Source organism: Bifidobacterium thermophilum, assembly GCF_002846655.1.
GTDB classification, from domain to species: Bacteria; Actinomycetota; Actinomycetes; order Actinomycetales; family Bifidobacteriaceae; genus Bifidobacterium; species Bifidobacterium thermophilum.
On the sequence record NZ_PCGX01000008.1, the window covers coordinates 93,590 to 118,794 of the forward strand.

The 25,205-nt window shown below is 58.8% G+C and carries 14 protein-coding genes; 9 read left to right on the forward strand and 5 right to left on the reverse strand.

Going from position 1 to position 25,205, the window contains the following annotated elements; genetic code table 11:
• Nucleotides 1-4: 4 nt before the first annotated feature.
• Nucleotides 5-3,193: a type I restriction endonuclease subunit R gene (locus CQR48_RS03160; protein WP_218971679.1), complete on the reverse strand. Its 3,189-nt coding sequence runs from the start codon at nucleotides 3,191-3,193 to the stop codon at nucleotides 5-7.
• Between the two features lie 799 nt (nucleotides 3,194-3,992).
• Between CQR48_RS03160 and CQR48_RS03165 the strand changes: the two genes are divergently transcribed.
• The 4 genes from CQR48_RS03165 (at nucleotide 3,993) to CQR48_RS03180 (ending at nucleotide 8,763) form a co-directional block, all read left to right on the forward strand.
• Nucleotides 3,993-4,586 (forward strand): cupin domain-containing protein, encoded by a 594-nt coding sequence (locus tag CQR48_RS03165; protein ID WP_218971680.1) that lies wholly within the window; start codon nucleotides 3,993-3,995, stop codon nucleotides 4,584-4,586.
• Between the two features lie 11 nt (nucleotides 4,587-4,597).
• Entirely contained in the window at nucleotides 4,598-5,491 is an 894-nt protein-coding gene (locus CQR48_RS03170; protein ID WP_244898923.1) for a class I SAM-dependent methyltransferase, read from the forward strand.
• Nucleotides 5,492-6,011: 520 nt separating this feature from the next.
• Nucleotides 6,012-8,126, forward strand: a complete 2,115-nt coding sequence (locus CQR48_RS03175) for a cellulase family glycosylhydrolase (RefSeq protein WP_244898924.1) — start codon at nucleotides 6,012-6,014, stop codon at nucleotides 8,124-8,126.
• A gap of 343 nt (nucleotides 8,127-8,469) precedes the next feature.
• On the forward strand, nucleotides 8,470-8,763 hold the full coding sequence (locus CQR48_RS03180; RefSeq protein ID WP_101451990.1) for a hypothetical protein: 294 nt from the start codon (nucleotides 8,470-8,472) through the stop codon (nucleotides 8,761-8,763).
• Nucleotides 8,764-9,498: 735 nt separating this feature from the next.
• Here CQR48_RS03180 and CQR48_RS03185 read toward each other — a convergent pair.
• From CQR48_RS03185 to CQR48_RS03195, 3 genes are all read right to left on the reverse strand, one after another.
• Nucleotides 9,499-10,722: an MFS transporter gene (locus tag CQR48_RS03185; protein WP_101451991.1), complete on the reverse strand. Its 1,224-nt coding sequence runs from the start codon at nucleotides 10,720-10,722 to the stop codon at nucleotides 9,499-9,501.
• A 195-nt stretch (nucleotides 10,723-10,917) separates the two neighbouring features.
• The gene (locus CQR48_RS03190) at nucleotides 10,918-11,814 is read right to left on the reverse strand and encodes a carbohydrate kinase family protein (protein ID WP_015450175.1); all 897 of its coding nucleotides are present in this window, start codon (nucleotides 11,812-11,814) and stop codon (nucleotides 10,918-10,920) included.
• 93 nt (nucleotides 11,815-11,907) lie between these two features.
• Complete coding sequence (locus tag CQR48_RS03195) at nucleotides 11,908-13,119, reverse strand: ROK family transcriptional regulator (protein WP_101451992.1); 1,212 nt, start codon at nucleotides 13,117-13,119, stop codon at nucleotides 11,908-11,910.
• A gap of 1,082 nt (nucleotides 13,120-14,201) precedes the next feature.
• Between CQR48_RS03195 and CQR48_RS03200 the strand changes: the two genes are divergently transcribed.
• The 5 genes from CQR48_RS03200 to smc all read left to right on the forward strand — a co-directional run bounded on the left by CQR48_RS03200 (nucleotide 14,202) and on the right by smc (nucleotide 23,835).
• Nucleotides 14,202-15,158, forward strand: a complete 957-nt coding sequence (locus CQR48_RS03200) for a hypothetical protein (RefSeq protein WP_143252466.1) — start codon at nucleotides 14,202-14,204, stop codon at nucleotides 15,156-15,158.
• Nucleotides 15,159-15,939: 781 nt separating this feature from the next.
• Nucleotides 15,940-17,538 (forward strand): aminopeptidase P family protein, encoded by a 1,599-nt coding sequence (locus tag CQR48_RS03205; protein ID WP_101451994.1) that lies wholly within the window; start codon nucleotides 15,940-15,942, stop codon nucleotides 17,536-17,538.
• A gap of 311 nt (nucleotides 17,539-17,849) precedes the next feature.
• Nucleotides 17,850-18,362, forward strand: coding sequence for an NUDIX hydrolase (locus CQR48_RS03210; RefSeq protein ID WP_101451995.1), 513 nt, complete (start codon nucleotides 17,850-17,852; stop codon nucleotides 18,360-18,362).
• Between the two features lie 161 nt (nucleotides 18,363-18,523).
• Entirely contained in the window at nucleotides 18,524-20,146 is a 1,623-nt protein-coding gene (locus CQR48_RS03215) for a bifunctional folylpolyglutamate synthase/dihydrofolate synthase (protein ID WP_101451996.1), read from the forward strand.
• Between the two features lie 23 nt (nucleotides 20,147-20,169).
• Nucleotides 20,170-23,835: a chromosome segregation protein SMC gene (smc, locus tag CQR48_RS03220; protein WP_101451997.1), complete on the forward strand. Its 3,666-nt coding sequence runs from the start codon at nucleotides 20,170-20,172 to the stop codon at nucleotides 23,833-23,835.
• A gap of 73 nt (nucleotides 23,836-23,908) precedes the next feature.
• Here the strand turns inward: smc and CQR48_RS03225 are convergent, their stop codons facing one another.
• Complete coding sequence (locus CQR48_RS03225) at nucleotides 23,909-25,153, reverse strand: carboxylate--amine ligase (protein ID WP_101451998.1); 1,245 nt, start codon at nucleotides 25,151-25,153, stop codon at nucleotides 23,909-23,911.
• Nucleotides 25,154-25,205: the final 52 nt, after the last annotated feature.

Here is a 25,205-nt window from a genome sequence, read left to right on the forward strand (position 1 = left end):
GTTATCAGTAATCCCGAACCATTCGGTCGGCGAATTCCCGCAGCGCCCCGCTGAGCTTGTTGCGATATTGCAATCTGGAAAGGGAGCGGATTTCAGGATCTTCGGCATCATGCTGGTAGTAGCATCCGTTACCGTCGCGTGTGAGTGCGCCTTTGAGGAGTTTTTCCAGTTCGCTGCCTTGGTTCAAATCGTCGTTGCCTTCAACATGCCGATCGATGATATGGTCAATGAGAATCTGTGCTGTAGTAACATCGACCAGGCCCCATTTCTTCTTGAACTCAAGCACTTCATGGCGTCGGGTTTCCTGAGTGTGTTGGTTGATGACATCGTCCATATCTTCGGGTTTCGCCGGATAATTGACAATGCCATTATCGAGTTGTCCACTTATTGCTGCCTTCGCCGTGCTCAGCACACGGGTTGCCTGATGGCGATTGTCCATTGCGGCAGTCTGCTGTTCGAGTTCGTTATAACGTTGCTGTACGTCATCATCCCCGTTATGGACAGCATTCAGCAGGTCGGCTAGTAGCTTGGTGATGTAATCGTAGTTCACACGGACATCGGTGATATGTTCAACACGGAATACCAATGAGGGCATGACGGGATTTGGAGATGGCGGCTCTGGTGCAACCATCCGCCACAAGGTTGATACCGTCCATTCGTATTGTTCTTTTTCTACGTCGAGCAGATTGTACAGCTGTTCCGGATGGTCATAATCGAACTCGGGATACTGTTTCAATGCGGCGACGTCATCGCTGACCTGCATAATCAGCTGAGCGAGATGTTCCTTCTCGTTCTCGCTTGGCGGGCAAATCCGGAATCCATCGGTCATGTTGCTGATTTCAGCGAGCAAACCTGCTGTCTGCTTTGTTTTTTCCTTGAAGGCAGGCATGATGATGGGGTTGGGTTCAGGTGTCGGAGGTTCCGGTTCGGGCAGCGTATCCTGGACGACAACAGAGTCGCGGTTGGCATACACGCTGATTGCTTCGTCCATGAGTTTCTTCGCAACTACCGGATAGCGGTAGTTGACGATATGCCCGAATGGCTTGAGATGTGGGTCTTCGATGCGATTAGTGCGGGAATACGCTTGAATGAGGTTAGCGCCGGCGAGCAAGCGGTCGACGTAGAGCGTGTTGACTTTGGGGGCATCATATCCGGTGAGCAGTTGATCAACCACGATGACCAAGTCAAGCTTTTCGCCATCGCGCTGTTTGTCTGCGAGCCTTTCCATGATGTCAGTGAAATAGTCGTCTACGTTCAGCTCGTCGCCTGCAAATGAGGTGTTGAACAGACTGTCGTAATCTCGAATGGCTTCTCTCAATCCCTTATTGTCATCGAATTGGCGAGAGCTGTTGTCCGTTGCATATGAGAACGTCACCGCCACTTTGATAGTGCGTTTGCCTTCGGACGCAAGTCGGTTATTTGCCTTCTTGAACTCCCGGTAATAGGCGAGTGCCATAGGAATGGACGAGCCACCGCTACGCACATGCGTGGTCAGGATTGCATCATAGCGGAAGTTTTCAGACCGGTTGCGCCACTTCTTGACGATGTCCTCGACGACCTTTTCGATATGTTGTGGATTGTTGTCATAGACTCCGGAATCCACATAATCCTCCGCCTCGTCATTCGACATGCGGGCAATGGCATTGTCTATTTCTTTATCGGTCCATGACGGATACTTCTCTTTGAGAACGACAGGCAGTACTTTCTCACGGATTTCAGCATCCGGAAGCGTGTGCTCGAAATCAACATGGAAACCAAGAACATTCTTATCTGCTATCGCTTCGCGAATCGTATATGCGTGGATGAGATTGCCGAAAGCTGCTTGTGTGAGACCGCCGTCGAATGCCGGGGTACCCGTGTACCCGACCCATGCCGAGCGCGGGAATTTTTTCTTGATTTGAGGGAGCATTTCGCCGTTCGTTGAGCGGTGTGCTTCGTCCACGATGAAAACCACATTCTTATTGTCTTGTGCAGGGAACGCATCTGATTTGCAGAGTTTCGCGAGCTTCTGTATCGACGTGACGATGATTGAATGCCGCGTCGAGTTGCTTCTGAGCTTTCGCCTTAGATCGTTGACATTGGCGGTATCGGATATGATGCCCTGCTTGTCGTCGCTGCCTACTGCCTGTTCGGGATCATAATCGGGGTCATACGCCTGATAGTTGTCGAATGTCTGTCTGGTCAGTGCCCTGCGGTCAACAACAAACACGACCTTGTCAACATTCGGCAAGCGCGAAGCGAGCCAAGCAGTTTTGAAACTGCTGATGGTTTTTCCCGAGCCCGTGGTGTGCCAAATATAGCCCACCTCTTGGTTGTCGGTTCCGAATGTATGGTTGCGCAGACGCTCCAGTACGCGCTTTGTTGCATATACTTGGTAAGGGCGCATAACGATGAGATTCTTGTGATTCTTGGCATTGTCAAGAATCATATAACTTGTCGCCATTCGATGCGCTTGCGGAATCGACAAGAACGAGTTGCAGAATTCCTTCCATCCAAATACGGGTGTGCTTCGTTGCTCATCCTGCCAGTGGAATGCGAATGCAGTGTTGAAGGAATCGGCGTCGGTGTTTGCCATATATCGCACGTCCGTGGGCGTCATGCCGATAAGAATTTGAACTGTTGAGTAGATATCCCCGTACAGACCGCATCCGATATATTGGCGAATCTGGTTCAGCCCCTCAAGTGCATCGTGCGATGAGGTCTTTTCCTCGATTTGGATAATCGGCAGCCCGTTGATGAGTAGCGTGGTGTCGAAGCGGCAGTCTTTCGTTCCTGCTTGGACGTGGTGCCGCTGCACTTGGTTTACTATCTGGTAAGTAGTATTTCCGGCGCCGACTTGGTCTTGGTCGAACACCGTCAGATAAATGACGTTGCCACCATTGACGTCATCGCGTTGAACGGTGACCTGTGTTACGCCACCAACTCCGTAAATCCATTGTCCTGCTTTGAACGGTGATGAAAGGGCTTTGATCTCCTTTTGAATCTGGGCGAACTCCTGATCGCTCAGCGGTCGTCCTTGAAGCTTATCTGCATTATTGCGTTCAAGGATTTCGCGAAAATTCTTCCACAGCCCCGGAATGGTTTTGATATCCGGCCGATACTCCCACTGCTTGCTACCACCGATATGCTGCAGATAATCAATGAGGTTCTGTTCAAAATCCAGTTCGCTCTGTGGCTTTTCGATGAACTCCATAGTTCTGATGCCCTCTCCTCAGCATGACGATTCATGTCCGCTGTCGCTTCAAATAAGCGACAATACTGAGAAAAGCTTAGCACCGGTGCTTAGCGGCTTGGAGGAAGAAAGAAGGGGAATGACGATGACAGAGTGATACTTGGTCCATCGGAAAGGCAAGTACGATGTTTGGCAACATCTGATCGGGCGATATTTCCAACGCTGGTTGCGCCGGTGTAGGGATCACGGGCGGCAGCTGTCATTCTGAGCTGCCCGCGCCGAGTGATGACGGTATTTCATCTATCTGTGGTATCGAAGAGCGAGTATCTCGCCTATCTGTAGTACCTCGCGAACCGTATCTCCACTATCTGTGTTCATGCGTGCCCGATACCGCGAGCATGGCCCGCGGAATATCAACGACTATACTCGCGGTATCGCAGGTCGGCGAACCCCGATAAGCGAGATAGCCTCCGGCAGGTACTACAGATACCGCAGATACACGCAAATCGGCGTACAGTGTTCCGGTGTCGCAGCGCCAGTTCTCACTGTCAGCCGCGTCACTGGCTGCATCTTGATATGCTCGCGGCGGTAAGGGCGCAACGCCAGTGCCTCACTGTGAGCCGCGCCTGCCGCGTTCCTGCACGGTTGCCTGCCATGCCCAGTCGTATGGCCCAGGCAGACGATTATCGTAACAGCGTATGTCTGGAGTTTTTGCCTACGGGACAGGCAGATGGAACCATTGGCCGGTGTGATACACCCCACACTGCTGGCTCCAATTTCCCGTTGAAAAGTCTTGAAGTGTTGCGCTGCCATTGTGATAATGAACCTGCATTCAGCGTTTCTGCGTATCGCCGGGACGCGACTCGTGCAAGATTTGTCTCATACCGAATACAGAAAGAGAGGCATTATGGCCAAAACAACTGTTTCCGAATCTGTCGTGAGTACCGGAATCAACGAGAATCTTCCCATTCTTGATGACACGACCACCTCCCGCGTCGTGGTGAACAACCCGTTGTTGCGACACGTGTTCTTTACGTTCGGTGAAGGGCAGGTGCTCACTGATCACGCGTCAGCGCGCGCGGTGATTGTCAATATTCTTGAAGGCAAGTTTGATTTCACGGTCGGCGGGACAAAGAATATCGTCACTGCGGGCGACGTGATTTATCTGGCGCCGGGGGAGAGGCATGCATTGACCGCATTGGAGCCGAGCCGTATGTCGTTAACGCTGATTGACGTGGAATCGATGCGTCAGACGCAAGATGGCGATGCTCGCGATACGCAACCGGATTCGTGTGACCCGTCTCACCGGGGCCACCATGGAAGCTGCGGATGCCATGGGCATGAGGGTCATCACAGTGAACATCTTCAAGAACAAGGAGATTCACGACTCGAACAGCAGGACGGTGATCGGTGATCACTTCGGACATGTCCAACAATCCACATGCTTCGGGCACTCCTTCGAACAAGCAGAGCGTCATCGGCTCGCGGCATGCCCAAATTGCGCAAAGTGTCCACGGCCAGCGCTCCGGCCCCGAGGAGCAGCGCCTGCAAGGGCACTGGCTGCTCGCCAAGATGGGCAAACGCGTGCTGCGCCCCGGTGGCATCGAGCTGACTCGTGCCATGCTTGATGCCGTTGGCGTGAACGCTGACGATGACATTGTTGAATTCGGCCCCGGAGTAGGCAAGACCGCAGCGTTACTGCTCGCGGCGAATCCCCGCAGTTATACGGGTGTCGACCCGAATCCGGAAGGTGAAACGGCAATGGGTGAGATCGTCGGTGAACACCGTCAGGCGAGAATGGTCAAGGCGGATGCGGCGCGTACCGGTCTGCCGAACGCATCTGCGAGCCTTGTCGTCGGCGAGGCTATGCTGACCATGCTCCCACTTGAACGCAAGCGTGCCGTAGTGCGTGAAGCCGCGAGAATCCTCAAACCCGGGTGTCGCTATGCGATCCATGAGATGGGATTGAAACCGGAAGATGCCGACCGGCAATTGCGCAATGACCTGGAACGTGGAATCTCGCGGGCGATTCATGTCGGGGCAAGACCGTTGACGCTCCCCGAATGGGTGGACATGCTCGACGGCGAAGGATTTGACGTCACCGCCACATTGGAACGTCCGATGCACCTACTGGAGCCCGCCCGCATCGTCAGTGACGAGGGATTCGGCGGCGCGATGCGGTTCGCCGGCAATATGATACGCAATTCGGCGGGTAGAAAGCGGGTTCTTGCTATGCGCAAGGTGTTTCGCCGGTACGATGCGAACCTGTGCGCGTATGCAATCGTCGCCGTGAAGAGGCGTAAGACGGAAGGACGGTAATTCGCTGATGGTCGGATGATGACTTGCCGGGGGATGATTTGCCGGGTGATGCCGGTCGTATATCTCTCTTCAGCTGACATGTAGCTGATTGCGGTGATTGTGGTTTGACCGGTTACAATCGCTTTGCTTATTGTCATGGCCCGTTTGATGGTCATTGGCTGTCTGCTGGGCAGCGCATGGATTATTCTTGATGCTTGGATTACGCGAAATGTGACGGCGGTCACAATCAGCTCGTTGATTGTGCACTATCCGATGTACATAAGCTGTGAATCTGCGTCCGGTCAATCGCTGACCGGTCGGTCGAGGAATTCACGCGAGGGCTTCTGCGGAAACGCCCGAGGAATTCTTCCAAGGAAGTTTCAGGAAGCCCCGACGGAATTCATTCAAGGAAGTATCCCAAGGAAAGTCAATATCGAAGGAGATTGACGTGTCATCAATCATTCGACCATGGTCGCGGGTGTGCGCGGCGATAGCAGCCGGTGCAATGCTGGCCGCTGGGTGTGCGACAGGCGTTGCAACCGTGTCTGCACAGTCAGCTGCCGCAGCGCAATCCGCCGCAGCAAGCAGTGCGGATTACGCGCAGGTGATGAAATCCTACACCGCTGATGCCAGCGGCGACAGCCTCGCCTACCCGGTGACCGGCACGTTGAAGGACGTAGCCTACAAAGACACTCCGGTCGGCCAGCACGGCAGGCTGTCCATCGGCAAGGCGGCAGGATTCAGCGCGCCGACCGTACTCGACGAGCACGGCCAGCCCTTCCAGCTGCGCGGAGCGAGCACACACGGCGTGCAATGGTTCCCCCAGTACATCAACCGCGATGCATTCCAGTCGTTGCGCGACGAATGGGGCATCAACATGGTGCGCCTGGCGCTCTACCCGCGTGAAGGTGGCTACCTGCAGGGCTCACAAGCGAAGATGGATGCCAAAATCGAAGAAGCCGTCACCGCTGCCAACGAGCTCGGCATGTACGTCATCCTCGACTGGCATGTCCTCAACTACAACCCCAACGAGGACGCCGCCAAGGCAGAAGAGTTCTTCACCAAATATGCTGCCAAGTACAAGAATCTGAAGAACGTCCTGTACGAAATCGACAATGAGCCGACATCAACCTCCTGGTATGACGGGTCAGGCAACGACCTGTACACCTACAGCAAGCGTCTCACCAAGGCGATTCGCGCCACCGGCAACCAGTCCATCGTCATCTGCGGAACCAACACATGGTCGCAAGACGTGGACGCGGTCGCAGCCAAACCACTGTCCGCAGACGGGCTCACCAACGTGGCATACACGCTGCACTTCTACGCGGGCACGCATTACGACAACATTAAGAACAAGCTGCGTACGGCTTTGGCGGCCGGCACTCCGGTGTTCGTCACCGAGTTCGGCATCACCGACGCATCCGGCTGGGGCGGAATCGACATCGCGAACGCGAACGATTGGATGACGCTGCTGACGCGCAACAACATCAGCTACGCCGCCTGGTCGCTGTGCAACAAGGGGGAGGGGGCCTCCTACCTGAAGGAATCCACGAGCAAGACCAGCAAGTGGACCGGCAGCGAGCTGTCCACCAGCGGCATCTGGCTGGTCAACACCAGCCGTCGCATCCAGGCCATGGTCGATGGCTTGAGCCAATCAGGCGGCAGCGGCAGTGGTGAGACGCCAACCGATCCGACACCTGATCCGACGTCTGACCCCACGCCTGATCCGACGCCTGACCCAACGCCGAGCGAACCGACTGACCCAACCACCCCGACCGACCCCACCGAACCGAGTGATCCACAGACCACAACCACCGGGCTGACCGTCGAAGCGAAAGTCAGCAGCGATTGGGGTATGGGTGCGAACGTCAACGTGACCGTCAGCAACCCATCCGACGCCATGTACAAGGGCGGCTGGAAGGTCGAGTTCGACCTGGCAGGCACCATCACCAACCTGTGGTGTGGCAAAGTCGTGAGCCATACCGGCAATCATTACGTTGTCTCTGATGCCTCGTGGAACGCTTCGATCGCCCCGAAGCAGAGCACTTCCTTCGGATTCGGCGTGTCGAAGACACCGACAAGCAGTGCGTTGCCGACGAATCTGACGGTGAACGGTGTTGCCGCGGGTGCTTCGGGTGATTCCTCGAAGGTGTCGGGATCGACTGATTCGTCAGCGGATTCGTCCAAGGATTCGTCGAAGGATTCGTCGAAGGATTCGAACGGTCAGAAGACCTCCGATGATCAGAAGAACGATTCCTCGGATACCAAGCCTGCGGATACCAAGCCGTCCGACGGGCAGTCTTCCGACGGGCAACCATCCGATGGGCAGCCTTCCGACGCGAAGCCTGCCGCCTCCGCTCTGGCCGCTGAAGCCAAAGTCAACAGCAACTGGGCAGTCGGCGCGACGGTTCAGGTCGTGGTCAACAACAAGACCGATGCCGCACATGAAGGCGGTTGGACCGTCGAATTCGATCTCGACGGCGATATCACCAACCTGTGGAACGGCACCATCGCAAGTCACAAAGGCAATCATTACGTGATTACCAACGCTTCATGGAACGGCACCATCGCGGCGAAACAAAACGCGACACTCGGATTCACCATGTCCAAGTCGCTGTTCGCCAGTGCTGAACCGACGAACGTGACCGTGCGATAGGCGATTTCCTGGCCTGACGGAACCATTGGTGCGATGACGGCGGCAATGATGGTGGCGATTGCGGTGGCGGTGACGGGAAAAGTCATCGAATTCCGGGACGTCCCTGAATTCCCGTAATCGCGATGAAGTCTGCTTGGGAATGCTGACAGCCCGGGGTAACGCTTCTTGATGGGGCGTTCCCCGGGCTGACTTTTCGGCGCGACTGTCGTGGACGGTCTTCTCCGCCCATGTCGCTTACGTCGTTGCGAGACCGGACATACTGACCGGTCTGGTCGAACAAGCTGATCGTTGAGCATAGGCTAGAGAAGAGTGGACAGAGAGGAACCGACAAGAAAGGCGAATCATGGCAAGGAAACCTGACCCGGCTCCGGGGTGGCTGTTCAGATGCGACAAGCTGCAGTGGCAGCTCGAACTGCGTTTGTATGACAACCGCGTGGAGGCCGACATCCCCACATACTGGCTCCGCAGATACAAACGCACGGATGTGATATTCCTCAAAGACGTGCTCGGTGTGCAGGTACAGCGCAAGCAGGTCACCCTGTCGCTGTCCGGATGGCGGTCCTCGCTGTTCATCTTTCGACGTGCCGACGACGCGCTCGAGTTCTCACGGATGCTCAGCGGGCTGATTGGCCGTTGAATGCGATGGTGATTCAGGCTGGACATTCTGACCGGTCTGGCTGCGGGGGAGTGCCGATGGTCGTCGTGGCCTGTGTGGACGCTGTCGTTCCGGCTTGAACGGTGACGTTAATGGACGCGGGCTGCGTATGTTGTCGCGTGCGTATCGTTACGAACAGATGTCGCTCGGGCTTGGTCTGTCGCCGATTTGGCGGGTTGCTTATGTCGATACCTGCGTGGTTGGTCCTACCTCGTTCTTGCGGTGTCATCGTGTGAGGATTGGCTCGCACAGTCGGGGTGTGGTCATGTTGGAGGTGTCGGATTGTAAGTGCGCGACCGTCACTGTGTGAGGATTCACTCGCATAACGCCGGCCAGGGAACATCGGGGTGGTTGATTCTGGGTCGGTGGTCGTCATCGTGTGAGGATTGGCTCGCACAGTGACGGTCTGAGAGCGTCAAGACTATTGATTCTGTGCCGGGGAGCGTCACTTTGTGAGGATTGGCTCGCACAATGACACTATTCCCTGCACGGCCACAGCCACCCATCAGCCATCCACCCAATCCATATACAAAAAGGCCCGCTGCGCGAGCCAATCCTCGCACAGCGGGCCCTCAGACCGCGAGAAATCCCCGGACTCGGCCGAGTCACTGACCGGGCGGAACATTCGCCAACCTAGCGAACAGAGCGAATCGTCCCGCACAACCTCAAGCGGTTCCAGTCCGGGCGTCACGCGCGGTCATCACGCTCGGTCATCACTTACTTCTTCGCCGGCTCCATCGCCTTGTCATACGCCAGCGCAATCGCGAGCACGTAAATCGCGCCCACCGCAACGACGATAATCGAACCGGCTTGTCCCATCGCATCAGCGGCGGCACCCATGATCGGCGGGAAGATTGCGCCTCCGATCAGGCCCATCATCATCAGGCCAGACACCTCGTTCTGGCGGGACGGCAGGGTGTTCAGCGCATGCGACAGGCACAGCGAGAACACGTTCGCGTTGCCGAAACCAATCAACGCGACCGCCAGATAGAACAGCCACTGCGGCGGGTTTGAGGCGATGGTGGTGAACACGGCGAAGCACACAACGGACAACACCATAATCGCGCCGCAGATGCGCAACGCGGTCTTGTTATCCATCTTCTGCAGCACGATGCCGCCCAATCCCGTGCCGATAGTACGGAACGCGAAATACAGGGAGGTCGCCCCGGCGGCGGTGGCGAGCGGGACAGCGGTGTGCTCCATCAGGATGCGCGGCGCCTGCGCGTTGATGCCGACATCGATGCCCACGTGTGCGATGATGCCGAGGAAGCACAGCAGCACAATCGGGTTGCCGAGTAGTTTGAAGCAGCTGACGATGCTGGTCTGTCCGGCATCGGGCGCGGGCTCGTCGATTTTGTCAAGCGCCAGGGCGACCCCAACGATTACGCCAATCACCAGGTAAATGACATACAGCACCCACCATGCACCGAGCTTAGATGCACCCCATCCGGCAATCAGCGGCGCGAAGAACGAGGCGAACGCCTTGACGAACTGGCCGGTGGTGAGGGTGGAAGCGAGCTTGTCTCCATTCACGAACACGGTGAGCAGCGGGTTGAGCGACACCTGCATGAGCGTGTTACCGATACCCAGCAGCGAGAACGAGACAATCATGAGCACCAGTCGCGGGGTGCCGGAGGCCGCGGTGTAGGCGACGACCGGCAGCAGCATGGCCACGGCGGTGACGATCAGTGAAATCAGTACGGTTTTGCGGCGACCGATTTTGTTCATCAGTACGCCGGTGGGTACGGAGAAGATCAGGAACCAGAAGAACACCATGGAGGTGAACAGGTTCGCTTGGGAGTCGGACAGGTTGAATTCCGGCTTGACGTAGTTGGTGGCGGTGCCGACAAGGTCGACAAAGCCCATGACGAAGAACGTGGCCATCACTGGGACAAGCGCCCTGACTGTGGTTTTCTTCGCCGTCGCGGTGTTGTTGCTCATGATTTCCCCTTTTGATACAACGCGATTGGTGACGGTTGATGCAGTTGATGTGTGGGCTTCCGACAGTGCGTTGTTGCGCAAGAGTACGGAGTGGACACACCCCAGCCGTCACTGGTGATAGGCCGGATAACGGTTGGGGCGTGGGGAGCCGCACGCTATTGTGCGGTCAGGGAATCAGTTGTGGTGCGTCTGGGTTCACAGGCCGGCTTCGGCGAGATAATCCGGAATGTGCTCCGGATACTCGGGCCATGCGCCATCGTTCGTGCACACGAAGGCGGCGGTGTTCACAGCCGCGCGGTGAGCTTCCTCAAGGCTCGCGCCGGTGAGGATCTTAGCCGCGAAGGTGCCGGAGAACGAGTCGCCAGCGCCGACGGTGTCCGCGACCTCGACATGCGGGGTGGACAGCGTGGAGCTGTCGCCGGTCTTGGAAATGATCGTGCTGAAGGTCGATCCACCGGTCAGAATGATGTAATCCAAGCCGTACTGGGTGAGGAACCAGCGGCAGGCCTCGTCGTCGGAAGTGCCGCGGATGCCGAACATGTCGCGCAGCAGCAGGAGTTCCGCATCGTTGAGCTTGAACACGGTCGCGTAGCTGAGCAGCTCCTCGATCAGCTCCTTGGAGTAGTGGTCGCCGCGGATGTTGATGTCGAAGAACTTCATGGCGCCGGGCTTCGTGTGCTTGAGCAGCTCGACGATGGTGTCATGCGATTCGGGGGAGCGCAGGCCGAGCGTGCCGAAGCACACGCAGTCGGCTTTCCCCACCTGCTCGATCAGTTCGCGGGTGTACAGGATGTGGTCCCAAGCCACGCCGCGGACAATCGTGTACTCCGGGATGCCGTTCTTGAGGGCGACATCCACGGTGCCGGTCGGCCAGGCGTTGCGCTGGATGATCGCGTTGATGCCGGCGTCCTTGGTGACTTTGACCAGTTCGTCGCCGAGCTCGTCTTCACCGACCGCGCTGATCGCGTAGCCGTCCGCGCCGTTGTGCATGGCGTGGTAGATGAAGTTGACCGGGGCGCCGCCTGCGCGTTTGCCGCCGGGGAGCATATCCCACAGAAGTTCGCCGAGTGAGAGAACGATTGGCTGTGCCATGATGGTTCCTTTCGATATGTTGGTTGTTGTGGTTGGTTTGTTCTTTTTTCCGATTGGGAAATCTGGACAGTTATCGGGTCCCTAGGCGGGTGTCTAGGTGATGGCGAAGAACCTTGACGGATGTTCAAGGAACTGGGTCACTGCGACCGCGGCGGCGCCGATGACGGCGGCATCCGCGGGGAGTCTGGACAGGCAGATGGTGGTCGCCTTGTTGAGTTCAGGGATGACGCGCTCGTCCACGACCTCGTGCACTGCGTCCAACAGCGGTTGGCCGCCTTCCGCGACGATGTCGCCCAGGACGATGCGCTCGGGGTTGAACGTGTTGAAAATGGTCACGCAGCCGTAGCCGACGTACCGGCCGATCTCATGGACGAGATGCTGTGCCGCGCGATCGCCTTGGGCGGCCTGCTCGAACAGCGCGTGGCAGGCTTGCTTGTGCGTCATGGTATCGCTGTCGGCGACGATGCCGGTTTCGCTGAGCCGGCGGTGGATGGCTACGGCCGAGCAGTAGCGCTCGAGGCATCCGCGGTTGCCGCAATCGCAGGGCAGGCCATTGACGTCGATGCTGACGTGCCCGATTTCCGCGGCTCCACCTTGGGCTCCGTTGACAAGCCGGCCATCATCGATCACGCCGAGGCCGACGCCTTCGCCCAGCAGATAGTAGGCGAGGTTTCGGCAAGTGCTGCTTGTCGGGTCAAGCAGGTACTGGGCGAGTACGCCGGCGCGGGCGTCCTGCTCGACGAACACGGGGACGCGGAATGCGTCTGAGAATTCGTCAAGGAAATTGAACGTGCGCCAACCCTGCATCGAGGAAACAACGGCCGTTCTGCCTTCATGACGCAGGTAGGGGCCGGGGACTGCCATGCCGATAGCGACGATTGAAGAGTCGTTGCCAAGCAGGGTGTTGATGGTCTTGTGGATGCTGCGGATCGTGTCGGGAATCGTGTCGTTCTGAACGGGTGGAAGGTCGGTGAGGCTTGATGTCTCGCCTTTGAGATCGAATACGCCGATTTCGACGAGGCTGCGTGCGAACTTGACGCCAATGAAATGGAATTGGCGCGGGTCAAGCTCCAGCCCGATGGACCGGCGATTCTTGCGACCTTCGATGCCGCCGACTTCGTGGATGATGCCGGCGTCGATCAGGCGGGCGGTGATTTTCGTGATCGCCGCCGCGGACAGGCCGAGCGCCTGGGCGATGCTGGCGCGGGAGCTGATGCCGTGGGTGTACAGGTAGTGCAGCACGCGCGAACGGTTGGTCTCCGATACGGTGGACCGGGTTGCTGGGGCGGCGGACTCTGTGTTCATGGCACCTCCTTGCGTCTGTTCTCCCTGCTCCGCTGATGGGCGGACGGTTCGTCTTTGAATCTGAACTTGATTAAAAGTTTAACTCGGTTAACACAAACCGGCAAGTGAGGGTGTTGGCGTGTCGCAGGGTGTTTGGAGATTGCCGCGGTTAGGTGCGTATTGAACGGGTACGCAAGGAAAGATCATCGTAGCGGCAACTTTGCCCTGGCGCTGTGGTGTCTGTTGCTTCGCGTATGTGATGACATACGTGATTCTGCGCGAGTTGCAAGTGCTGGAGTCGGTGTAGACGTCTGCTGCGCTGTGCGTATGCTACGACATGCGCAATCGTCTGTTGACGCCGTGATTTTTCGTGGCGGTGGGGGCATCTGTAGTGTTACGTATGCACCGGTATACGTTAGCTTCCATTATCGAGATAGTGCCCGTGGAACTTGGTGGGTTTGTCATGTTGCGTATGTCTTGGTATACACGGCCATGACCGAGTTGTGCCGTGATTGTTCGGGCGGGTGGATCGTCTGCCGTGTTGCGTATGTCGGGACATACAGGGTGGTCGGGTTGTGCCGTGGTGATGCAGGCGGGGCGGGTTGTCTGTCATATTTACGTATGCGAGGGCATGCACGATTGCCGATTGTTGCCAAGTCTGGCTGCGTTGATGGGGACGTTTGCTGAGCTGCGTATATCTGAGTATGCGCAGACTGCTGTGTATTGCATTAGCCGCGGGGAAGGAGCGTTATCTGTTGCGTTGCGTATGTGAGGACGCGCGTGATTTTGTGGTTGCGCTGTGATTGCGCGAGCGAGTGCGGGCATCTGTTGCGGTACGTACACCTTGGGATACGCCGTTGATCGGTTGCTGGAGATTATGGTGCGCTTGCCTGATTGTTTGCAGATCGTGCATGTCGGCACATGCACGCTGTCTTGGTTGATTCATTGTGCCCCCGTGTTGCCACCCGACTGATTGCGGGATTCGTCAGCGGATTCCGTGGTGTGAGATGCATCGGCTTTTGCGCAATATAGCTTGATTCAACTTTTATCCACATGTTCTGGTTCATGATGCGCGACGGCATCTGTTCATATACGGTCGAATCATGACAGATATACGACAATGCTCAAAACTTGTTGAACGCGCCCACAATCTCGGTTCGGGGGAATTCTTTGAATCCACGCGTGCCAGACTGATACGCGTTCGTGCAGTAACGATGCAACGCTGCCGTGAAGCCCAGTCACGCAGCAGTAAACACCTGATATTCGGCTTGGAGACTGCACTGAAATTGATGTGCGTGGAAGTGCCAGCAGAGATTGATGTTGACGACTTGACTGTGGTCGCTCCTGATTGTCCCAGCAGACCGCAGCTTCATGGTGTTCGGTCGATTGTCTGGCAGTATGAATTGCCGACGCTGACCGTGGACAGCATTACGTGCGTGACGCCGGTCATGACATGGGTCATGTATGCCGGCAAGGTAGGGTTACGGGAAATGATTTTGCTTGGCGATGCGCTCATCCGTCGTGACACCGAGCAGAAGTACTATTCCATCGGGCAGCTGGAATCAGCTGTCACGGATTTTCTTCGGATGACGGGCTTGCGCAATCGCAATCGATTCCAAACATGTACACGTGCGCTGAAGCTGATGCACGAGAATACTGATTCCTTCCCTGAAACCCTTCTGCGGTTGGTACTTATGCAACACGGATTGCCGTGCCCACAGGTCAACTATTGTCTGGAATTGCCTGACGGGGCCAGCGGCCGCGGCGAAAGGTTGTTCTTGGATTTGGCGTATCCGCAAGCCCGCGTGGCAATCGAGTATGACGGGCGCCAGCATGCTTGGCAGTGGGATCGTGATCAACACCGGCTGAAGATGATTGGTGACGCGCATTGGGTGCACGTCGCGGTGACCAGTGCTGACTTGTGCGGTGAGCAGTCTCGCACGGAGTTAGCGGCGAGTGTCGTCGACCGGTTGGAACGCCAGCTGGGTCGCCGGGTGCGAACGGGAAAGACGTTGACGCTTCGCCAGTTGTCTGATCCGCGGCGCGCTCCTGCCCGCTGAGCCGCGCAAAGTGTGGGGTTGTATATCCGCCGGGATACACCGAATGATGGATAGTTGTTGCGGGGACGATGCTCGGCTGCTTCTGTCGGCAGCCGTATGTCCGGACATACGTGGCTTGCTAATAGATAGGGAAAGCGGGGGATCAGGAAATATCTGTTGAGTTGCGTATGCCGTGGCATGCGTAACTTGCGGTTGGGGTGGCGGTATTGCGATGATGGTGGTGGTTTTGTTGGGTTGCGTATGTCGTGACATGCGTGGTTTGCAGGATGGGTCGGAGATTGTAGGGGTTATGGCGATCGGGTGAGTTGTGTATGTCGGGGGATACGTGGTGGGTGGGGCGAGTCAAAGATGGCATGGCCAAGATGGGGATCGGTTGGGTTGTGTATGTCGGGGCATACGGCCCGCCGCGGAACGTCTGGTCTTTGAAACGATTCCCGGTCGGAGCGGACACTTGCGCATGTCATCGCATACACGCGCGACCATACGGTGTCCAGCCTTGCCTCTCGATGACAGGGAACGATATATGTGAGCCAGAGCCGCCCTCCCCGGCGTTTGCGCCCACCTCGGTCAACGGGTATGCGGGTATGACTAGAGTGACAGTGATTGAAGACAGGAAATTCCCTTGTGCGGCAGCGCGCCGACACGCGTGGCTGGACCATCGCGCAACGTGCATGACCGGGCGTCACGCAATACGCGTGACTGAGGCATCGTGCGACACGCGCTGGGCCATCGCCCACAGCCACGCGCGTGAGGAAAAACAATAGGACAAAATGGAGGCATCATGGATTCGGTGATCACCGAAGCAGACAAGGCATACGAGGCTGAAGAACGCAAGAACGCCCCGGGCCCGGACCAGCCGATGGCAGACCGGGTGAACAACCGCTCGCTGCGCCCGAACAGCGAGACGTTCCGCCAGTTCATGACCACCGGCTGGGACAACGCCGAGCCGGCGGTCGAGCCGTTGGAATCGAGCAAGTACATCGGCAAGCGTCTTGAGGCGCTGGGCAAGCGGTTCCCAGGTGAGCGCATTGTCATTCCCGCGGGTCAGCCGAAGGTGCGCAACAATGATTGCGATTACGCCTTCCGCCCGGATACGGCGTTCGCGTACTATACCGGATTGGGCTGCGATTACGAGGCGGGTGCCGTGCTCGTGCTCAACCCGCTCGATCCGAACAGCGCGGAGGCGAAGGCCGGCAAAACCCATACGCCGGAACTGTTCGTCGCCCCTCGTGCCGATAACAGCACGGCTGATTACTACCGCGACACCCATTACGGCGAGTACTGGGTCGGCCCGCGTGCCGGCCTGCGTGAGCTCAAGGCGATGACGGGCATCGAGACCCATGACATCGCCACGCTTGAGGACGCAATCAGCAAGGATGTCGGCGCCGAGGCGGGTGCCGTGCAGCTGCGCGTGGTGCGCACCACCGATCCGTCAATCACGCAGATGGTCGAACGGGTGCGCGAGGCGAACGGTTTCGGCGACCCGGATGCCAATACGAAGGCCGATGAAGCGTTGGCAGAGTTCGGTTCTGAGCAGCGCATGGTCAAGGACCAGTATGAGATTGGCGAAATCCGCAAGGCTGTCGAGGCCACGAAGCACGGTTTCGACCGTATGCTCACCCACTTGCCGCGTGTGATCGGCCGCCCGCGTTCCGAACGCATGCTGGAGGGTGCGTTCAATTCAGTGGCACGCGAAGAGGGCAACGCCGTCGGCTATGACACGATTATCGCCTCGGGCAAGCATGCGCCGATCCTGCATTGGATGCGCAACACCGGCGTGGTCGGCGACGGCGAACTGCTGCTCGTCGATGCTGGTGTCGAGGTCGATAGCCTGTACACGGCCGACATCACGCGCACTTTCCCGGTCAACGGCAAGTTCACACCGTTGCAGCGCAAGCTGTATCAGGCGGTGCTGGACTCCCAGCAGGCCGGTTTCGAAGCCGCGCAGCCGGGTGCCACGTATTCGGATATCCATCATGCGTGCATGCGCGTGATCGCCGAGCGCCTGCACGAGTGGGGCATTCTGAAGGTCCCCGTTGAGGAATCCCTGTCCCCGCAAGGACAGCAGCATCGTCGTTGGCTTGCTTGCGGTGTTGCGCACCATCTGGGGCTTGACGTGCATGATTGCGCGCAGGCCCGCTACGAGTCGTATCAGGGCGCGAAAATCACGCCGGGCATGATTTTCACAATTGAACCTGGCCTGTATTTCGCGGCGAACGATTTGCTGCTGCCGCCTGAGCTGCGTGGCATCGGCATTCGTATCGAGGATGATGTACTCATGACCGAACATGGCCCCGAATGGATTTCAGCCGGCATCCCCAAGCAGATCGACGAGGTCGAGGCTTGGCTTGCCGAGCGTGCCGCGGCGCGTGAGGACTGAGATCCTGCGTCCCTGAGGCATCAATCCGTTGCGATGACCATGCCGGAGCAAGTCATCGCAACGGATTGACGTATCTTTCGGCACGTTTCGGCACGTTCCAGTACTGACGGTACGGTCCAGTACTTTTCGACACGTTCGGATGCGTTCCACGCGTTTCTGTACGTTCCGCACATTCCGCACGTTTCGACACGTTCCAAACCCCGATTTCCACATCCTGCCTCCACGCCCAATCCTTCCCTACACTCAACCTTCCTATACCCCGCCCCTCAAGACCACCGACAAACACCGCCGACAACAAGCATGGAGCATCAATGCCGACACCTGATTTCATCATCGAATTGCGTAAATCCATCGGTCACAGCCTCCTATGGCTGACCGGCGTCACCGCCTATGTGCGCGACGATGCCGGTCGCGTGCTGCTCGGCCGGCGTTCGGACACCGGGCAGTGGGCGCTCGTCTACGGGATCGTCGAGCCGGGGGAGGAGCCGGCGGATACCGCGGTGCGCGAAATCAAGGAGGAAACCGGCGTGGACGCGGTCGTCACCGATCTGGTGGCGGTCACCAGCAGCGACCGCATCATCACCTACGGCAACGGCGACCAGGCGCAGTACATGGATCATTCTTTCCTGTGTTCACTACGCCCCGGCGGCAACGCGAAGCCTTTCGTGGGCGATGAGGAAAGCCTCCAGGTCGGCTGGTTCGCTGTGGACGACCTGCCCAGTCCGCTCGCGGCGAGCACCGTGGAGCGCATGGCCGTGTTCCGCGATTACCTTGAACGCCGCGAGCATGGCGACCGTGCCGCGGTTTTTCGCGGTGGGCGCTGATTGCGGATTCCCCATGGATTTCGCATACAATTCGCATAGAATAGGAACAAAGTGCCCCCATTGGCCTCCAGACGGCAATCCGGGCGCGCGAATGCGGTCTGCCAGCGCCGGCCGCATGTCCCCACAGCACAGCAATAGGCATAGGAAAGAGACCAGCGGGTATGTCGTTTGAACATCCGAATCGCAGCGGTGAGAACATCCGTGACGTTGAGCGCGAAATCATGAAGCGCCCACCGGAACATAACAAGACGAATCTCGACCTCGACCGCATGAACATGATGGTCGATTTGCTCGGCGACCCGCAGGACAGCTTCCGCGTCATCCACATCACTGGCACGAATGGCAAGGGGTCCACCGCGCGCATGGCGGAGGCGATCTGCCGTTCGTATGGCATGCGTACCGGTCTGTATACGTCCCCGCATCTGGAGAAGATCAATGAGCGGATCGCCATTGACGGCCAGCAGCTGTCCGATGATGATTTCATTGATTCGTGGGACCAGATCAAGGATCTGGTTGCGCTGGTGGACCGCAAGATGGAGCAGGAGAACAAGCCGCCGATGAGCTTCTTCGAGGTGCTCACCTCGATGGCGATTTGGAAGTTCGCCGACGCCCCGGTTGATGTCGCGATTTTCGAAGTCGGCATGGGCGGCGCTTGGGATGCGACGAACGTGATGGATGCGGATGCCGCGATTATCGGCCCGGTGGACATGGATCACATGCAGTGGCTGGGCGATACGGTCGAGAAAATCGCTACCGAGAAGTCAGGCATCATCAAGCCCGGCTGCACGGCGATTATCGGCCGTCAGCCGCACGCCGAGCAGGTCATGCCGATTCTTGAAGCCGCAGCGAAACGCAACAACGCCACGCTGGTTCGCGACGGCGAGGAGATGGAAGTCGTCTCCCGCGTCCCTGCAGTAGGCGGCCAGATGGCGACGCTGCGCACGCCGGAAGGCGAATACCGTGACGTGCCGATCGCGAAATTCGGCGAACATCAGGCGCATAACGCACTAGCTGCCCTTGCCGCCGCGGAAACCGTGATTCCGGTCAACGGCCAGCTTGACCAAGATCTGGTCGATGAGGCGCTCGGCAGTGTGAAGGTACCCGGCCGCATCGAACAGGTCCGCACATCCCCGACAATCATTGTCGATGGCGGGCACAACGTGAACGCCGCCCAGTCTTTGCGCGCCGCAATCGAGGAGAATTACAGCTTCCAGCAGCTGGTCGGCGTGGTCGCCATGATGGGTGACAAGCAGGTCGAGGAATATCTTGGCGTGCTTGAGCCGATTCTGAGCGAGATCATCGTCACTGAGAACTCGTGGCGTGACCGCGTCATGCCAGTCGAAGAGCTGGAGAAGGTTGCGGTGCGCGTGTTCGGCCCGGACCGCGTGACCGTCATCAAGGATCTTCCGGACGCCATCCAGGCCGCTGTCGACAAGGTTGACGCTGAAGATGACCTGGGCGTCGGCTATGGGCATGGCGTGCTGATTTGCGGCAGCTTCGTCACTGCGGGCGACGCGAGGACATTGCTGACCGAACATATGGCCACCGATCTGGCCAAGCCGAAGGCCGAGCGTGTCAATCCGCCCGTTGTCTCGCCTGAGGACGCGAACGATGCCGGCAAGAGCGCCGACACTGCTGACACCGACGGTAAGCCGGAAACCGACGATGTGATCAACGAGATCCTCAACGCCGGCGAGGAAGGGCTGAAGTTCACCATCGACGCACGTACGTCAGGCAATACGGACAAGTCCGCCGGTAACACATCCGGAACCAGTAACGCCTGACCGGCCAGAACCCCGCCACGCCCATGTATCTCAAGGAACTCACCCTCCGCGGATTCAAATCCTTCGCGAACCCGACGACGCTGCGCTTCGAGCCGGGCGTCACAGCCGTCGTCGGTCCGAACGGGTCAGGCAAATCCAACATCGTTGACGCCCTGACTTGGGTGATGGGCGAGCAGGGCGCCAAAAACCTTCGTGGCACGTCGATGGAGGACGTGATTTTCGCGGGCACCTCCACCCGGCCGCCTGCGGGACGCGCGCAGGTCTCTCTGACCATCGACAACACCGATCACGCGCTCGACATCGACTACACGGAAGTGACCATCAGTCGTACGCTGTACCGCAACGGCGGGTCGGAATACGCAATCAACGGGTCGGCGTGCCGGCTGCTGGACATCCAGGAACTCCTGTCGGATTCCGGCCTCGGCCAGCAGATGCATGTGATTGTCGGGCAGGGCAGGCTTGACGCCATTCTGCGCGCTGACCCGAGCGGACATCGCGCGTTCATCGAAGAGGCCGCCGGCATTCTCAAGCACCGCAAACGCAAAGAACGGGCGTTGCGAAAGCTGGCGAACACCGAAGACAATCTCGCCCGTCTTGACGATTTGCTGCGCGAAATCCACCGCCAGCTCGGCCCTCTGGGGCGTCAAGCGCGCGTTTCCCGGCGTGCAGACACCATCCAGATGACCATCAGGGACGCCCAAGCCCGGCTGTTCGCCGATGACGCATGCCAGTTGCGAGATAAGCGCGACCATCTGCGCGGCGATCTCGCCGACACCCGCCGCCGGCTCGCCGTGTTGCAACAGGATCTGGCGAAAGCCAAAGTGCGCATCGAGCAGGTGGAGGCCATCACCTCGGGATCTAACCCACAGCTCGCCCAAGCGAATCAAGTGTGGCACGATTTGTCACGGCTTGAGGAACGATTCGGCTCTCTCGCTTCTGTGGCCGCAGAACGCGCTGCCTCCATCCGCTCGCAGATTGTGGCCGATACCGGCGAAAACCCCGACATGCTCACCAAACGTGCCGACGAACTTGAGCGGCAGGTAGCCAAGCAGCGGGGTGCGGTCGATGATGCGCGGCTCGCCTATGATCAGGCGACCGAAACACGCGCCGACCATGAACGGCGTCTCGCCTCGATGCGCCAGACCCTGACCGAACTACGCAAAACCGCGAAACAGCGCGACGCGCATATCGCCAATCTGCGGGAACTGGTCGCTCGCGAGGAATCGGCGGTGCATGCGGCGGACACCAGAATCGCCGACCTGTCCACACAACTGTCCGATATGCGGACACAAGCGGAGCAGGCGCGCACGCGCGTCGCTGAACTGGAACAGGAACGCCAAGACGCCGATGACGACGGGGGAGCGGCACTCGACGCAGCCAGAACAGCCCTCCAACACAGTCAGGAGGCGCTTGATGAGGCGCTTGCCCGGCAGCGGGAGCTCAACGGGAAAATCATCTCCCTGCAAGCCAAGGCGGATGCGCTCGCCGATACTTTGGACAGCCGCAATGCCGCCGGGGAGCTTGAAACCGACCAGGATATCGCCGTGATGGGGCGGCTCGCGGATTTCATCCGCATCGAAGACGGGTGGGAGGAAGCCGTCGCGCACGCCCTCGGCGACTATGCGAGCGCGATTGTCGTCCCCGGGCAGGAGCAGATGCTCGCTGCTCTGGAACGTGCGCAGAACTATGCGCTCGGCAAGGCGGTGCTGCTGCATCCGCTCGGCGGGCAAACGGATGATGCTGCTGTTGGCACTGATGGCACTGATAACGCTGGCACTGATGATGCTGGTATCACTGCTGATACTGCCGCAAGCCGACCAAAACCGCACGAATCCACCGCCGCGCTGGTCGACGCGAACCCGCATGCTCAAGACCCTGAGTCCGCCCGTCGTGTCACAGCTGCGGTGCGTGCACTACTCGCCGACACCGCCGCGAAGGAGACCCGTGACGATGCCCTCAAGGCCGTCAATCAGGGCCCGTGGAAACGAGCGGTAACCCGTCAGGGAGAGGTACTTACCGCGGTGGGGGCGCAAGGCGGATCATCCCTGTCGCAAAGCGATTTGTCGCTGGCCGCAAAGCGAGACAAGGCGCTTGCCGACATGCAGGGATTGCGCTCCCGGCTTGCCGACGTCGACGCGTCGGTGGCTGAGTTGACTGAGAAACGCGACCAGGCCCGGCTCGACGTCGACCGTCAGGCGCAGTTGCGTACCGAGGCGCGAGTCAAGGCGCAACAGGCGCAACGAACGCTGAAGGCGGCGCAGGAACGGGCAGAGACCGCCGCACGGCAGCTCGCACGCGTCGAAGAGACGTTACACAGCGCGTCACAAGGGCGGCAGGACCATCAAGGCAAGCTTGAGGATGTGCGCAAGGCGTTGGCGACCGCACAGGAATCGCAGGATACGAACGCCGACCTTGACGACCTCGCCGCTCGCGAACATCAGCTCGAGCAGCAACTCGGGCAGACGCGCGAACAGGAGGTGTCCGCGAAACTCGCATGGAAGGAAGCCGACCGGCAAGCCCAGTCCTTGCAACGGCAAATCGGGCTGTTGCGCGACAATGCCGAACAGGCGAGACAACGACAAGTGCGAATCCAAGAACAGAACGACACCCGTCGTCGGCGGGCGGATGCGGCGAGCCAGGTCTCGAATGATGCCGCCGCCTGTGCACGGCTCGCCCATACGAGCGTCGCCCGGGCAGCGCAGCGCCGCGATCGTTTGCAAGCCGAACTGTCCACCCATGATGAGGAACTGAAAGCATTGCGGGCGGAGCGCGACCGGTTGGAACCCCAGGTGCAGCGTCTGCAGCGCGACGAACATGAGCTTGATGTGGAGCGTGAACGGCAGGCTGCCGCTTGGGGACAGCTCACCCAGAAGGTCGCGGACACGCTCGGTATGGATATGGACGAGCTGGTCGAGCAGTATTCCCCTGATCACCCGGTGCCGGTGTTGTCGCCGGAGCATGCCGCTGCTCCGGGGGAACACCAGTCGGAAGCGCAGAACGAGGATCAGGCAGCCCCGGCGACCGTCCCGTACGTGCGGCAGGAGCAGGTCAAACGTCTGGAACGCGCCCAGCGCGACCTCAAGGCCTTGGGCAAGGTCAACCCGCTCGCCGCCGAGGAATATGAGGCGCTCAACGCGCGCAACCAGTATCTGCACGACCAGCGTGATGATGTTGCGAAAAGCCGTCAGGACCTGCTCAAACTCGTGCAGGACTTGGACCAGACCATGGTCAGTGTGTTCTCCAGCGCGTTCGAAGACACGGCCGCCGCATTCCAGCATGTGTTCGCCACCCTGTTCCCGGGTGGTACCGGCCGGCTCAGGCTTGAAAACCCGGACGACATGCTGGGCACGGGCGTGATTGTCGAAGCGAGTCCCGCCGGCAAGCGCGTCAAGCAGCTGAGCCTGTTGTCGGGCGGCGAACGTTCGCTGACCGCGCTGGCCCTGCTGTTCGCGATATTCACGGCCCGCCCCAGCCCCTTCTACGTGATGGACGAGGTGGAAGCCGCGCTCGACGACGTGAACCTGACGAGGCTGCTGGACGCGCTGGACGACTTGCGCGAGCATGCCCAGCTCATCATCATCACGCACCAGCAGCGTACGATGGCCATCGCTGACGCGCTCTACGGCATCACCATGCGCGCTGACGGCGTGAGCGCCGCCATCAGCCAGCGGTTGGAACGTCGCGGTTGACGGTTGACGGCTGTTCCGCCAGCCGCCGCCGCCATGCTGGCTGATGGCAGCGCCGGCTGATGGCGCAAGCCGGTCAGAACTTCAAGCGCATATGCTCGAAGTTGACCCGGCCCCAGAACCGCTGCCTCAAGGTATCCTCGCGGCACAGCAGTGGGCTGCTCCAATGGCCCGAGTCGAACATACGCATGGCGTCATCATGCTTGGCCCCATGTGTCTCATGGTCGATGACGCTGCGCGGAACCATCGTGAACAGGAAATCGTCGTCGGCGGCAAGTTCCTTGGCGGACAGAGCATCATGCAAATCATGATGCATGACGAAATGCTCGATTAACGGCTTGACGAACGGGCACCCGGCCAGACTGACATAGTAGGTGTTCCTGCCGGGACGCGTGTTGACTTCCAGGAAATGGGGGTTGCCGTCGGCGTCATCCATGACGTCGAAGTTCGCATAGCCCTCGTAACCGGTATCCGCAAGGAATCGCCCGGCTGCCTCGAGCAAATCATGATGCTTGCCCGTGGACATGATAACCAGAGGATTGCCGATGCCGGTGGCGCTGCGGTCCTGCACAAGCACATCGCCGCTGACTGCCACGATGGCGGTGCCGTTGGCGTCCGAGAACGTGGTCAGCGTATGCAGCGACTCGTCGCTAGCGGACAGACGCTCCTGAATCAGCAAAGCATGCGAATAGCTTGACGCGGCGACGGCATCGTAGATAGAGAACAGCTCCTGTTCGGAAGAGACGATATAGACTTTGTTTTTCCCGGGGATATCGGCATAATGCCAGTCGGCGGAGTTCGAAGGCTTGGCAATGAGCGGATAGCTCAGTCCAGACAGTTCCCGCTTCTCGCGCACGACACGCATCGACGTGCCGGCAAGCACAGAATCGTCATATGAATCGGAGAACGGCACGACGATGGTCTTCGGATACGGTATGCCCAGTCGGTCGCAGCGGGCGTAGAAGCGGTCCTTTTGCGTAATGTCGTCGAGCAGGTCGAAATCGATATACGGAATCACATATCCCAGTTCTTCCAGCTCCTGCTTGTGCTTCGACAGGTTGCGCACATGCCAGTCGCTTGCCCCGGCGATGACCACGGGCTGCGCGTCGAAATGACCCGCATGGGCGTGGAGCCACTCCATCAGTCGCTGTTCTTTGTCGATATCTTCGATGGTGTGGTAATCGGTGAATCTACTGGCTGAAGAGTACTTGATGTCAGCGCCCGCCAGCATGGTCGTCTTGCTGGAATAACACCGGTGAAGCTCTCGCGCGTATGAATATCCGAGAGTGTCTCCGCCAAGAACGATTGGCTCAAAATCCATAATTATTCCTTACCTGTCATGAATGTCGAATGCGTTCGCTCTGTATGCCGCG

What these genes read in the sequence shown, in the direction of transcription:
- CQR48_RS03160 (WP_218971679.1), bottom strand. Translation starts at nt 3,193, where the DNA reads ATGGAGTTCATCGAAAAGCCACAGAGCGAACTGGATTTTGAACAGAAC.
- CQR48_RS03165 (WP_218971680.1), top strand. Translation starts at nt 3,993, where the DNA reads ATGAACCTGCATTCAGCGTTTCTGCGTATCGCCGGGACGCGACTCGTG.
- CQR48_RS03170 (WP_244898923.1), top strand. Translation starts at nt 4,598, where the DNA reads ATGTCCAACAATCCACATGCTTCGGGCACTCCTTCGAACAAGCAGAGC.
- CQR48_RS03180 (WP_101451990.1), top strand. Translation starts at nt 8,470, where the DNA reads ATGGCAAGGAAACCTGACCCGGCTCCGGGGTGGCTGTTCAGATGCGAC.
- CQR48_RS03185 (WP_101451991.1), bottom strand. Translation starts at nt 10,722, where the DNA reads ATGAGCAACAACACCGCGACGGCGAAGAAAACCACAGTCAGGGCGCTT.
- CQR48_RS03190 (WP_015450175.1), bottom strand. Translation starts at nt 11,814, where the DNA reads ATGGCACAGCCAATCGTTCTCTCACTCGGCGAACTTCTGTGGGATATG.
- CQR48_RS03195 (WP_101451992.1), bottom strand. Translation starts at nt 13,119, where the DNA reads ATGAACACAGAGTCCGCCGCCCCAGCAACCCGGTCCACCGTATCGGAG.
- CQR48_RS03200 (WP_143252466.1), top strand. Translation starts at nt 14,202, where the DNA reads ATGACAGATATACGACAATGCTCAAAACTTGTTGAACGCGCCCACAAT.
- CQR48_RS03205 (WP_101451994.1), top strand. Translation starts at nt 15,940, where the DNA reads ATGGATTCGGTGATCACCGAAGCAGACAAGGCATACGAGGCTGAAGAA.
- CQR48_RS03210 (WP_101451995.1), top strand. Translation starts at nt 17,850, where the DNA reads ATGCCGACACCTGATTTCATCATCGAATTGCGTAAATCCATCGGTCAC.
- CQR48_RS03215 (WP_101451996.1), top strand. Translation starts at nt 18,524, where the DNA reads ATGTCGTTTGAACATCCGAATCGCAGCGGTGAGAACATCCGTGACGTT.
- smc (WP_101451997.1), top strand. Translation starts at nt 20,170, where the DNA reads ATGTATCTCAAGGAACTCACCCTCCGCGGATTCAAATCCTTCGCGAAC.
- CQR48_RS03225 (WP_101451998.1), bottom strand. Translation starts at nt 25,153, where the DNA reads ATGGATTTTGAGCCAATCGTTCTTGGCGGAGACACTCTCGGATATTCA.